The 11,637-nt window shown below is 67.8% G+C and carries 15 protein-coding genes; 5 read left to right on the top strand and 10 right to left on the bottom strand.

The window, feature by feature from the left end; genetic code table 11:
- Position 1: 1 nt before the first annotated feature.
- From BGO45_RS08740 to BGO45_RS08715, 6 genes are all read right to left on the bottom strand, one after another.
- Entirely contained in the window at positions 2 to 334 is a 333-nt protein-coding gene (locus BGO45_RS08740; protein ID WP_292692991.1) for a hypothetical protein, read from the bottom strand.
- Between the two features lie 195 nt (positions 335 to 529).
- Positions 530 to 892: a hypothetical protein gene (locus tag BGO45_RS08735; RefSeq protein WP_292692990.1), complete on the bottom strand. Its 363-nt coding sequence runs from the start codon at positions 890 to 892 to the stop codon at positions 530 to 532.
- 374 nt (positions 893 to 1,266) lie between these two features.
- On the bottom strand, positions 1,267 to 2,160 hold the full coding sequence (locus BGO45_RS08730) for an alpha/beta fold hydrolase (protein WP_292692988.1): 894 nt from the start codon (positions 2,158 to 2,160) through the stop codon (positions 1,267 to 1,269).
- A gap of 16 nt (positions 2,161 to 2,176) precedes the next feature.
- A complete protein-coding gene (locus BGO45_RS08725; protein WP_292692987.1) occupies positions 2,177 to 2,854 on the bottom strand; it encodes a GyrI-like domain-containing protein in 678 nt (225 codons plus the stop codon).
- Between the two features lie 70 nt (positions 2,855 to 2,924).
- Entirely contained in the window at positions 2,925 to 3,527 is a 603-nt protein-coding gene (locus tag BGO45_RS08720; RefSeq protein WP_292692985.1) for a DNA-binding response regulator, read from the bottom strand.
- The gene (locus BGO45_RS08715; RefSeq protein WP_292692983.1) at positions 3,524 to 4,651 is read right to left on the bottom strand and encodes a histidine kinase; all 1,128 of its coding nucleotides are present in this window, start codon (positions 4,649 to 4,651) and stop codon (positions 3,524 to 3,526) included. The genes BGO45_RS08720 and BGO45_RS08715 overlap by 4 nt, the downstream gene beginning before the upstream one ends.
- Before the next feature lie 163 nt (positions 4,652 to 4,814).
- Between BGO45_RS08715 and BGO45_RS08710 the strand changes: the two genes are divergently transcribed.
- The 3 genes from BGO45_RS08710 (at position 4,815) to BGO45_RS08700 (ending at position 6,766) form a co-directional block, all read left to right on the top strand.
- Positions 4,815 to 5,462: a hypothetical protein gene (locus BGO45_RS08710; protein WP_292692981.1), complete on the top strand. Its 648-nt coding sequence runs from the start codon at positions 4,815 to 4,817 to the stop codon at positions 5,460 to 5,462.
- Positions 5,459 to 6,121: a hypothetical protein gene (locus tag BGO45_RS08705; RefSeq protein ID WP_292692979.1), complete on the top strand. Its 663-nt coding sequence runs from the start codon at positions 5,459 to 5,461 to the stop codon at positions 6,119 to 6,121. The genes BGO45_RS08710 and BGO45_RS08705 overlap by 4 nt, the downstream gene beginning before the upstream one ends.
- Positions 6,122 to 6,265: 144 nt before the next feature.
- On the top strand, positions 6,266 to 6,766 hold the full coding sequence (locus BGO45_RS08700; protein WP_292692976.1) for a small multidrug efflux protein: 501 nt from the start codon (positions 6,266 to 6,268) through the stop codon (positions 6,764 to 6,766).
- A gap of 54 nt (positions 6,767 to 6,820) precedes the next feature.
- Here the strand turns inward: BGO45_RS08700 and BGO45_RS08695 are convergent, their stop codons facing one another.
- The 3 genes from BGO45_RS08695 to BGO45_RS08685 all read right to left on the bottom strand — a co-directional run bounded on the left by BGO45_RS08695 (position 6,821) and on the right by BGO45_RS08685 (position 9,267).
- Entirely contained in the window at positions 6,821 to 7,663 is an 843-nt protein-coding gene (locus tag BGO45_RS08695; RefSeq protein ID WP_292692974.1) for a nucleotidyl transferase AbiEii/AbiGii toxin family protein, read from the bottom strand.
- Positions 7,660 to 8,217: a hypothetical protein gene (locus BGO45_RS08690; RefSeq protein WP_292692972.1), complete on the bottom strand. Its 558-nt coding sequence runs from the start codon at positions 8,215 to 8,217 to the stop codon at positions 7,660 to 7,662. The genes BGO45_RS08695 and BGO45_RS08690 overlap by 4 nt, the downstream gene beginning before the upstream one ends.
- 150 nt (positions 8,218 to 8,367) lie before the next feature.
- Positions 8,368 to 9,267 carry a LysR substrate-binding domain-containing protein gene (locus BGO45_RS08685; RefSeq protein ID WP_292692969.1) on the bottom strand — a complete coding sequence of 300 codons (900 nt, stop codon included), beginning with the start codon at positions 9,265 to 9,267 and terminating at the stop codon, positions 8,368 to 8,370.
- Positions 9,268 to 9,357: 90 nt separating this feature from the next.
- Between BGO45_RS08685 and BGO45_RS08680 the strand changes: the two genes are divergently transcribed.
- Together BGO45_RS08680 and BGO45_RS08675 are read left to right on the top strand one after the other, a co-directional pair.
- Positions 9,358 to 9,615, top strand: a complete 258-nt coding sequence (locus BGO45_RS08680; protein WP_292692968.1) for a hypothetical protein — start codon at positions 9,358 to 9,360, stop codon at positions 9,613 to 9,615.
- 343 nt (positions 9,616 to 9,958) lie between these two features.
- Entirely contained in the window at positions 9,959 to 10,168 is a 210-nt protein-coding gene (locus tag BGO45_RS08675; protein ID WP_292692965.1) for a DUF1653 domain-containing protein, read from the top strand.
- Positions 10,169 to 10,401: 233 nt separating this feature from the next.
- Here the strand turns inward: BGO45_RS08675 and BGO45_RS08670 are convergent, their stop codons facing one another.
- Positions 10,402 to 11,475 carry a hypothetical protein gene (locus BGO45_RS08670; RefSeq protein ID WP_292692962.1) on the bottom strand — a complete coding sequence of 358 codons (1,074 nt, stop codon included), beginning with the start codon at positions 11,473 to 11,475 and terminating at the stop codon, positions 10,402 to 10,404.
- Between the last annotated feature and the right edge of the window lie 162 nt (positions 11,476 to 11,637).

Raw genomic sequence — 11,637 nt, 5'->3', positions numbered from 1 at the left:
GTCAGCGCGCCGAGGCCGCGCCGCCACCCGAACCGTCGGTGGTTCCGCCCGGCGAAGGTCCGCGGCCAAAGACCCGTCGCCACCAGGACGGCCGGCCGGTGGGAACGCACTGCTGCTGGTGAATCGGAAGATGCCGCGACCACAGCGTCTTCGACACCGCGGGGAGGTCCGGCGCACTCGCGACCGCCTGCGCGTCGTGGTCGAACGCCGTCCAGACGCCCTCGGGGTCGCGACTGATGTAACCGAACAGCCCGCGCGAACAGACGCCCATGACGAAGTCATCCTCGACGTTTTTCCAGGTCGGGCGTTGGGACGAATCCGTCAGCGAGAACATCAGCCGCTCCCTCGCACGCCTGCGGCGATACGAAGAATAATGGCATTCAGGAAATACAAAGGAAATAGCATTCCGAAAATGGCGTTAGACGTTCGTCTACGCATGACGGATTTTCCGGTCGCCCGCCGCAGCGACGCCCCGAGGGGTGCAGCCGCGCGACCACACAGCGTCCGATCGCACTCACCGAAGCGCGAGTCAGCTCGCCGACCCGCTGCTCGACCCGTCGGTCGTTCCGCCCGTCGACCCGTCCGACCCGTCCGAGCCGCCCTGCGGCGGAGCGCCGTACCCGCCGTCGGGAGGGGTCCCGCCGTCGGGCGGGGTGCCCATCTCGGGCCGGGTGCCGCCGCCGAAGCCGGGCCCCGTGTTCGAGGTGCTCGCGTTCGCCGCCGAGGCGTTGCCGAACGCGAACCCGGCTCCTCCCCCGACGAGCAGGCCGAGGACGAGCGCGCCCGCACTGATCCCGACGATCATCCGTCGGGTGAGCGTGGGGCGCGGCCGCGCCGACGAAGGCGAAGAATCCGCCGGCGGCGTCGCCGGGATGAAGGAGTGATCGGTCATGGCACCGACTGTGACGGCGCGACACAAACGCCGACCTGGCGGCAGCTTTGGGAACGCTATGAGGCGACACGACGCCCACACCGGGGGAGCGATGGCGGGCAAAGGGACGACGCACTCCCGCGTTCCCCGACGTCTTCGCCCACCGCGTGCCCCTCGAGACGGCAGAGGTCCTCGCGGTGTCGCAGCGCCCGCTCGCCGCGCTGGCGTTCGGCGAACCGGCGCCGGTGGCCGCGTGGAAGACCAAGCCTGCCCGGGGCATCGTGTCCAGCGCAGACCACACCATCAATCCCGACGTCGAGCGCTTCGGCTACACGCGGGCCGGCTTGCGTTCGGTCGTCGAGATCGACGCGCCGCACCTCGCCGTTCTGCGCGCGTCACTGCGTGCGCAGTGCCGCTTCGAGGTCGTTCACCGCGGCGGCGACGTCCTCCGCGAACAGCAGGGCGATGTCGGAGTGCGTCGCCGTCGGCAGTTCGCGAGACAGCGACCCCGCGGGCAGAGCCGCGTCGTACATCCGGCGCAGGGCCGCACCCTGTTCGTGGAGGTCGTCGCCGCTGCGGAACTGCGCCTGGAGCGGATCGATCGCGCCCGCCCGGAGAACGATCGTCGGGGCGGCGAAGGGTCCGGACCCGAGCTCGTCGAGGATCTCGGTGAAGTTCGCCCCTTCTCGCGGCCCGGTCCGCAGGCCGTCGGCGGCGTGACGAGCGCGCACGAGCTCGCGAACCTCGGACGGCAGGTCGCTGGTGACCGACTCCCGCCATCGGCGACCGGCAGCGCGATGCTCATCGGTGACGACGACGGCCGTCGAGGCGTTGGCTTCGATGCGGAGCCGCTCCGGCATCGCCTCGTTCCATGCACCGTGAACGGGGTCGAGCAGAACCATGCCCGCGACGCGGTCGGGGAACAGCTGCGCGAATCGTTGCGCGTACGCCCCGCCGAGGGAGTGCGCGACCAGGACGACGGCTCCCGGCACACCCAGCGCCCGCAGCAGCGAATCGAGCTCCTCCGCGACGGCGGCCGCCGTCCGCGGGAGCGCGACGGGAGAACTCCAGCCGGTGCCCGCCCGGTCATAGATGACGCCGGCCCGAGAGCGAGTCACGTTCTCGTAGCTCTGCCACAGGTCGAGACCCATCTCGCCCGAGCCGGGGAGGAAGACGGCGCACGGGCCCGGCCCCTCCCGGGTGTCCACCCATAGACGACGGCCGTCCACGTCGACGAGTCGGCCGATCGGTGGTGTCGCGTCGGAGAGGGCCTGTACCGCGTGATCCACGTCACCACCGTAGCGATCAGCCGGAGGCCTCCCCGCGGGACTCGGGCTCCGCCGGGCCCGGATGCCGCGCAGTCGCCGTCTCGATCACCGGTTGGCGGAGGATGGTGCGGAGCTTCTCCGGAGCGACACGGCGCGCATCGCTCAGGTAGATCTCGTGGTGCGTGCTGCTCATGGTGAGCCCGTGATCCGGAATGAACCCGTGGTGCATCTCCTCCAGCACGTCTGCTTCGTCGTCGAAGGAGCCGAGGTGCAACGTCTGCACGCACAGCCCCTCGGCGAGAGACTCCATCCGCACCTCATCCAGCTGGTCGACGGCTCCTTTGGCTCGCACGGCGTCGACGGCGGAAGGGAACATCGCCCCGTCGATCCACTCGGGGACCATGAGCATCATCGTCCAGCTCCACCGCGATTTGTCTCTCGCCACGGTGAAGGCATCCATGTCGTCCGCCCACCACAGGCCCTCCAGCGGGGGCACCACGTAGTCGCGGCCGAGGTCGCGTTTGCTCGCGAACTTCAGCGCGTAGGCGACGGGGTACAGCGCCTGCAACGCCTGCGTGTAAGCCGGCGAGGTGTTGGGGTCGCCGTGCCCGTCGATCATCAGGTAGCGCGTTTCCGGGATCTCGATGACCCTGAATCGGCCGACCCTGGCCTGATAGCGGTCGAGGGACTTCTTGAAGTCGATTTTGGCCGTCATGGTGCTCCTCCGCTCGCTTCGTCAGCCTGGCAGAAGCGGCGTCACCGCGCGGGGCAGGCGCGGCGGACCGCTAGATCCAGCCGCGCTCACGCGCGTGGATCGTGGCCTGCTGACGGCTCGCGAGCCCGAGCTTGCCGAGCACCGACGAGACATGGTTGCGCACGGTCCCTCCCGAGAGGTGGAGGGATGCCGCGATCTCGGCGACCGTCTCCCCCCGGGCGCCCGCCCGGAGGACGTCGAGCTCCCGATCGGTGAGCGGACTCCGCTCGTCGCTCAGCGCGTCGGCCGCGATCTCGGGGTCGACGTAACGGCGCCCGGAAGCGACCTCGCGGATGACCGCGGCCACGTCATCCGCCGGCCGGGATTTCGGGAGGAAGCCGTTCACTCCCGCGCGGAGAGCGCGCCGCAGCACGCCGGGCCGCGCGTGGCGGGTGACGATGACGCACCGAGACGGCACGCGCCGCAGGATCCGTGCGGCGGTGTCGATGCCGTCCATGCCGGGCATCTCGAGGTCGAGGAGGCAGACGTCGGGCCGCAGCCGCTCGGCCTCGGCGAGCGCCGTCTCGCCGTCGCGGCATTCGGCGACGACCTCGAGGTCGTCCTCCAGACGCAGGAGCGCGGCGAGCGCCGTGCGGATCATGTCTTCGTCGTCGGCGATGAGCACCCGGATCACGCGGCGACCTCCTCGGGCACGCGGACGGTGAGGCGGAAACGATCGTCGAGGCGGGTGGCATCCATGACGCCGCCCAGCGCTCCGACCCGCTCGGCGATTCCGGAGAGCCCGGCGCCGTCGCTCACGGGAACCGTGGCCGCCCGGGAGTCGTTCTCGACGACCAGCACCCAGGCCCCGTCTTGACGGACGAGAGAGAGGGATGCCGACACCCCGCCGCCGTGTTTCAAGACGTTGGTCGTCGATTCGCGCACCACCGGTCCGAGTACGTCTGCCGGTGCACGATCTGCGCTGACGTCCACGATCAGGTCGACGGTGAGGCCGGCAGCTCGGAGGAGGTCGGCGGCGTTGGCGAGTTCGTCCGGGAGGGGCACACCGCGGAAGCGCGCCGCGAGATCACGGGTCCCGCGGCGGGCGTCGTCGACGCTGACGCGGGCGGCACGCACCTGCTGTGCAGCGGCTTCTGGATCGCGCGTCATCATCTTCTCGGCGAGTTCGAGCTGCAGCGCGATCACCTGCAGGTGGTGGCCCTGCAGGTCATGGAGGTCACCCGCGAGGCGCAGACGCTCCTGGGCTGCGGCGAGGCGCCCCTCAGCCCGGCGCGCGCGATCGAGTTCGCGCACGATGTCCCACCACCACAGCGAGGTCGCGGTCAGCGGAGGCAGGAGCGCGACGAAGAAGGGCAACGCGAACACCTGCGCGTAGCCCTGGGGCTGCAGGCGCGTGACCTCGATCAGCCACACCGCGACGATCACGACGATCGACAGCACCGCCAGGCGCACTCGCACGCCCGCACGCCACCGCACCAGGCACAGAGTCTGCGCGGCGAATCCCACGCCCAGGAGGAGCGAGCCGGTCGAAAGACCCATCGCGGCGGCTGCCACGATCCCCGACACGACCAGCGGCCACACCGGCCGCCGAGCGATGACATCGGCGTCGTCGAGCGGCTCGCGACGGTAGCGCACGAGCAGGAGCACCGCGGATGCCAGCGACCCGGCGACGCCGAGAAGGTTCAGCACGAGGACGGTCGGGGTCCCTTCGGCGAACACCCCGATCGTCCACGTGACGGCTGCGAACGCGTGGAGGAAGAGGATCGACGACGCGGTGTACCACCACGTGACGCTCACGTCACGAGCGTAGGCGGCGGTCGGGGTGATCACCCCGGCCACTGTACGTGCGTGACATCCGTCATGGGTGGCCCCGCGGGCGACGACATCCCTGACCGATGTCATGCCGGGTCGTGACGCCGCGACACTGTCACGCAGTTGCGGAAGCGACTGCGATGGAAGCATGTCGTCCCCCACCACCCCACGCACGCCGGTCTGGCGTCGGCCCTTCCCCCTGCTCCGCGAGAACCGCCGCGCGTACGCGATCATCACCGCCTCCACCTACGGGCTGTTCGTCATCGGTTTCGTGATCGGCCTGCTCTTCCCTGCGCTCCCCGCCGCTCGCGCCGCCACGCTCGCCACGGACGGGACGGGCGACCTCGTCGGCGCGGTCGCCGAGTCGGCACCGCTGTTCGCCCTCGTGATCCTGGCGGTGAACGTGCTGCGCCTCAGCCTGCTGACGATCGTCGTCCCGTCGCTGATCGTGCCGTTCGCCGGGCTCGCGTTCTTCGGATACTGGCTGGTCGAGACCGGCATCACCCTCGTTCCGTCGACCTCGCTCGCGTGGGTGGCGATGATCCCCCACTCCCTCACCGTGCTCATCGAACTCCAGGCGTATGCGCTGCTCGCGCTCGGGGTGTTCCTGCTGGGACGCGCCTGGCTCCGTCCCGCGAGCGTGAGCGCGCCGACGCGACGCGCCGGATACCTGCGGGGCCTGCGGAGTCTCGGCATCCTGTCGATCCCCGCGGTCGTCCTGCTGGTGATCGGGGCCGTCTGGGAGGCATATTCTCTGCGCTACCTCGTCTTCCCTCTCAGCGAGGTTCTGCTGTGACGGCCCCGCGCTCCCGTTCCCTGCGGGCTCGGCTCGCCGAGCGGCGCTCGCGCGCCGGCGACGGACGACCGCTCGCTCCGTTCCGCTGGTGGCAGGTGCTGAGCCGGTCGCAACTCTCGCTGACCATTCCGGATGCCACCGGTCGAACGGTCGTCTACACCGTCGATGTGCATCAACTCGGCGACAGCGGTGACGGCGACGTACGCGCACGCCTCTACCGCGATGGGGCCCTCGACGCCGTATCGCGCCTTCCTGCCCGGTTCGCTGTGCCCGGCGGGCACATCGAGGTCGCGGTGGGCGGCTACGGCCTCCGCCGGTGCCACTTCGTCTCGGATGCCGGCGACGAGCGCCAGCTCGTCCCCCATCCCCGCTCCGCGGAAGGACGCCGGGCCGCGCTCGACAGGGATCACCGCGCCGCGAGTCGACTCATCGGCATCCTGTCGACGGCGATCGTGGTCGCGGGGGTCTGCCTCGCGGTTCCGCAGCTGGTCGACACCGTCTCGCACATCCCCCCGATCGCCGAGAACATCGGCACCTTCACGTGGCCGCTGCATCTTCCGCCCGCGGTGAACCTGGCCGTCACGCTCGTCGTCGTGGCCGCGAGCGTCGAGCGGGCGTCTCGGCTGCGGTCGTCGTGGCTGGACGACCTGGCGAACTGACCGTCACGTCGGTGACATTCGTCACGCCTGCCGCCCCGCATCCTCCCGAAGATCAGTGACACCCCGGCACTGCCGTCGTCGATCCCCGGCGAATGGAATGGAATCACCGCGGAAAGCCCGCGAACTCATCCCCCAGGAGACCTCATGTCGAACCCTCTCAGCGATCTCGTCCTCGGATTCCAAGGCCTCGTCGCCGCCGTGCCGGAACTCGTGCAGCCGCTCATCATCGCGGCCGCGGGGGCGGTGCCGTTCATCGAAGGCGAGGGGGCCGCCGCGATCGGCATCATCGGCGGCATCCATCCGCTCGTCGCCGTGCTCGCGGCCGCCATCGGCAATCTGCTGTGCGTGGGGATCGTCGTACTCGCGACGTCGCGGGTCCGAGCGGCCGTCACGACTCGTCGCGGTGCCCCCACGACGACCCCGACCGCCCGACGCGAGAAGTTCGAGAAGGCGTACCACCGCTACGGCACCCCCGGCGTGAGCCTGCTGGGTCCTCTGCTGCTGCCGACGCAGTTCACCGCCGCGGCGCTCACCTCCACGGGCGTGTCCCCCGCGCGCGTGCTCGGGTGGCAGGCTACGGCGATCGCGCTGTGGACCACGGGCGTCACCCTCGTCGCGCTCGGACTGATCCGGATCGCGGCGTGACGGGAGCCGGCCTACAAGAATCCGCTGCCACGATCGGGGCGGCAAGCACCGAAATCATGCCTCGTCGAATACCGGATCAAGGATCGCTGCGACCCGAACGATCTGATCGTCGAGGTTCGCCTCGCACACGTCTTCCAGACGCTCTCGTCGTCGCCATGCGGCCCATTTGGGCTGACTGAGATCGCCGTACCCCTCGAGCACGGGACCGATGGCACTCAGCTCAACACCGCGGTATGCCGCGACGGCGCGAACGGCCTGCTGAAGCTGCGCCCGGTCGACGCCCGCTTCGCCAAGTGTCACGATGTCGACGTAGTCGCGCCAACGGGTGCTCGTGGTTCCTCGTTCGAGAATTGTGACGCCCTTCTCAGCGATCGTCGATTCCGGCGCGTATCCGACGAGCGTGATCGGGTCTCCAAGGATGCGAGGGAGAGTCACCTCGCGCGGAGCCGGCACGATGGGGTCTCCCGTCGAGACATCCCATGCGATGACACCGCGCCAGCTCGCCACGCGAGCTTGGAGGCGGACCCGAACACCCGGATAGTCGGCATCGTCTCGGATGTCCTCCACGGTGAGGCTGTCCAGTAGAAACTCCACGCCGTCATCGGTCTCGACTGCGGCGACGTCCGCAATGACCTCCCGAAGATGCCCCGGTGTCACGTCTGCGGAAATGGCGTTCGAGTCCGCATCCTTCGTCGGTCGGCGGACTCCATATGCCCCGAGGAGGAGACCGCCCTTCAGAACGAAGTCCGACCCGTGGACGGTCATCGCGAGCCGCGCGAGAAAGGACTCCAACGCATGACGCAGCAGGTATTCCTGGGTCGCCACCGGTGTGCCGCTCGCCGCCGCGTTGGCGCGGGCGCGCCGCTGAATCGCGCGGAAAGCCTCGTCGCCGCTCACGCCAGGATCTCCAACGCGTCGAGGACGGGCTTCGTGCTCCGCGGGAGCGCTCGCGCGATCTTCATCAGCTTCGCGGGTTTCCCCCCGCGGCGCAGCCACTCCTTGAGGGCGTCGCGAGGGATCTCGTAGCCGGTGCTGGCCCGAAGCCGAAAACAGTCGGCGATCGTTCGTTCGGGTGTGTAGATCCCGATCTTCTGAGCGCTGCCGGGGATGGCGATGTTCTCTCGCTCCAGATCGAACGTCGCCGCGTCGAACTGATGCCAGTCGATGGCGGCCGCCGAGGCCGGGGTGCGGGTGCCGCGAGGGATGGCAACGTCCAGCGCCTGCGGGATCGTATCCGTGAGGTCGTGATAGGCGAGCGCGGAGACGAGACAGATCGTCGCTTCTGGGCGCCGGGCCGAGGCCTCGAGCTGATCCCAGTCCGCCGCGGAGGAATCAACGGGGAGGTACAACCCGCGGGCGATCCGCTCCCACCCGCCACTCTTCGCGCTGCGATAGAAGCTCGTACGGCTCTTCTCCCCCCGCGCCGCGGACTTTGGCGTAACGATGTCCATGGCTTCCTTCCGGTGGAACAAAACGTATACAGATAACTTTATCTGGGTACGAATCGTCCCGCCAGGCCCCTGATGGAAGCGAAGGGCCCCAGATCCAGTCGTCCCGCTGGCGAGCAGTTGAACGGGCCGCCCGGATGCCGAGACTGGCGTTCAGCACAGCGTCATCCACTCCGGATGCCGGAGGTGATCGAGCATCGCGGTGACTGCGACCGACGCGGCGAAGTCGGCTCGGTGGCGCGCGACGATGCGGCGTGACCCGACGTCGGGAAGATCTAGGACCCGGATGCCGTCGGGTGAGCCTGCCGTCAGCGCGAGCTGAGGGACGATGCCGGCCGACAAGCCCGCCGCCGCCAACGCGATGGCGACCGGGTACTCGGTGCATTCGTGTTCTATGCGCAGCACGACGCCTTCGCGCTGCGCGAGGCGGTCGAGTGCGGCTCGCCCAGGGGTGCCCGCGGGATGCCCGGTCCACGGGCGCTCTACGAGGTCGGCTACCGAGTGGGGTACGGGCCACGATGCGGGGATGACGACGCGGTACGGGTCGTCACGCAGAACGGTTTCGACAATGCCCGCGCCGGGCGGACGAAGTCCGTCCTTCTTGGTGAGCACGAGATCGAAGTCTCCCGCGCGAAGCCGAGCGTCGAGCGCAACCGCCTCATCACGAATCTCGATCGCCCTAACGTCCAGCGCGAGTGTCGAAGACAGAGCCGCCGCGGCAGGGATGACCAGCGCCTGCAAAGCCGAGGGAAACGCGCCGACGCGCACCGTCCGCCGACCCTCCCCCGCGAGCTGAGCGATGTCATCCCGGACGGACCGGAGCTCGGCGGCGATCGCGTCGGCGCGTTCCGCGAGCCGTCGCCCCGCGGGCGTGAGCCGGGCCGCAGCGCTCGCGCTGCGGACGACGAGGACGAGCCCGGTCTCACGTTCGAGCTTCGACACCTGTTGCGACACCGCAGACGAACTCACGCCCAGCTCGTCGGCCGCCGCGAGGATGCCGCCCGCATCACGCACGGCACGCAACACCATCAAGCGCGGCACGTCAGCATCCATAAGCCCACCTTTACTCCTGCTTCACGCAGAGCGGATACCGCGTAAGCCTCTGTAAATGCCATCCTGCCCGAACAAGCAGAGGAGAACACCGTGGAGATCGTGATGGGAATCGTCGGCTGGGCGGGTACGGTGCTTCTCGTCGCCGCCTACGCGCTGTTGACCGCCGGTCGGCTGGCCGCCGGGGGATGGGTCTACCAGACGATGAACCTGGTGGGAGGCCTCGCGCTCCTGGTCAACTGCGTCTCATTGTCGGCGTGGCCGTCCGCTGCCCTGAATGTCGTCTGGTTCGGCATCGGCGCGGCAGGGCTCGTGCACAGTCGCCGTGCGGCGTCCGCGCCGGTGGAGTGACTGCGCGCACCCCATACCCACTGATCATTTAGTCGAGGTACCGCACCCATTGCTGCATAGGACGCACACGGACTGCACCCAGCGATCGACGTTGGCCTCGGTCAGGGCGTCCGCAGGCTTCAGGTCGACGCGGACAGGCCACCGCTCCCCTCGCGCGAACGGTGTGCGCGGGCCCCAGATGTGCTCGATGCGACCGTGATCGTTCCCTCCCTGCGGTCCGCGCGAGAACGAACGGCGGAGGATCACGATCACCGAGAGCCTCGACAGGGGTCGGCGCAGTGCCAAGGTTCGCCCGGCTGACAGACTCTTTCGTGGTTCACCGCCACGAATGGGAGACGCCTGCATGAAGATCGAGCCCGGCATCTACGAGCACTTCAAGGGCCAGCGGTACGAGGTGTTCGGAATCGCGCGGCACTCCGAGACCGAGGAGGTCTTCGTCTCGTACCGGAAGCTCTACGACGACTACTCGTACTGGGTGCGGCCGGTGGAGATGTTCCTGGGGGATGTGGAGCGGGACGGGTATGCGGGGCCGCGGTTTCGGCGGGTTGTGTAGCTCGACGCGGCCCCGCTCAACCAGGGGCACCAGTCGCCGCCGAACCAGTACGCCCACAACCACGCTTACGCGCACGAAGATTTACAGCGACTGGGCGTGGTGCCCGCTCGCGTGCCCGCGCGCAACCTCAATGAAATACCGAGCAATTGCCGCCCCATCGTCACCGCGCCGCGGGAAGGAACCGCCGCAGTGAATCGGTACTTGCACGTCGCCTCCATCCCAGAAGAGGTGCATTACAGAGCTAATGACGCGTCCGAATCGTCGCGGCTCTCGTTAGACCAACCAACGTTTCGAGAGTCCGCGGTCCTCACCTCTAGCGCCGAGTGATAGGCCCGCGCCACGTAGAAGGCCTCTATGCGGTCGATCTGCTGATCGAACTTCAACGCGTTTGGCTCGTCCACGGCAAAAACAGGCGTTCTCTTCCCGGCCGCACTTACACCCAAGAAGCCTATGTCGAAGAGCATTCGAAGTATCGGACCATAACGCCGCGCCCACGACAGCTCGGCCGCGCCGCCCAAGACGGCATCCCCAAGCGGTGTCAGCCAACCAACTCCGGTGAATCGATCTTCGGCGAGCAACATAATACAGTCATCCAGCCGCCGCTGCATGTTCTCGCGAGACATGCGACCGTCAGCGTTCCGGAACGTCTCGAATACAAGATCGATTCCTGGGTAGTTTGTCTTCCACTCGTCTCGGAGCGCGAGAAGCCGGTTCTCCGAATATACAATCTCTGCGCGATGGATAGAATCCCAAGATATCTGCGACTTCCCCTCGCTTTGCGCGAGGCATTCACGAACAAAAGAGATAAAATCGCGGGGACGCAGCAGTGTCCGATCAAGCAGATACTCCAACGCATTACCACGCCGCGCGTTGGGATTCGGTAGAATCTCCACAACTCGGGCGACGGCGGCATCTTGACGCTGGCTCGCGACGCGGATTCGCTGATCAATCAGGTCCGTAAGTTGCTGTCGGGTCCAGTTCATCGGCAGGACAAGCGACCGAAACTTCTCCTCCTGCCCGCCGCTAGCGGCGCCGAAATCAAGGTGCTGGAATATGTTTGTCCGCAAAGCGACAAGCACTTTGAGGTTTCGGACTCGCTTCAGATCGTGCACAGTCTTGAAGAGAGCCATGATCAGTTCGTTGGTGAGCTTTGCGTCGACCCAGTCTTTGTCTAGGTCATCGATAACTATGTACGTGAAATCCTGCGTCGAGCTCAAGATGTCCTCGTCCAGCACGTCCATCATTTTGTTCAAGCGCGCCAACTGAACTTCGTTTATGATGCGCTGATACCTCTGCTTCAGCTCCACCCGCAGGGTCTCGGTGGATTCTTTTCCGGCGACGGCCAGCCCACTAGGGCGTGTTGCCAAACCCCGGAATTGATCCGGTGGAATCGGTGGCGAAGTAGGGGTCGTCGCAGGAAATCCCCTCGGAGGCCGTGTTGGAGATGATTGAAGCCGGGTCACCGTGTG

It is taken from the genome of Microbacterium sp. 71-36 (genome assembly GCF_001898305.1).
Classification (GTDB): domain Bacteria; phylum Actinomycetota; class Actinomycetes; order Actinomycetales; family Microbacteriaceae; genus Microbacterium.
Note: the sequence above shows the minus strand (reverse complement) of the source record. Positions and strands in the feature narration are given on the sequence as shown.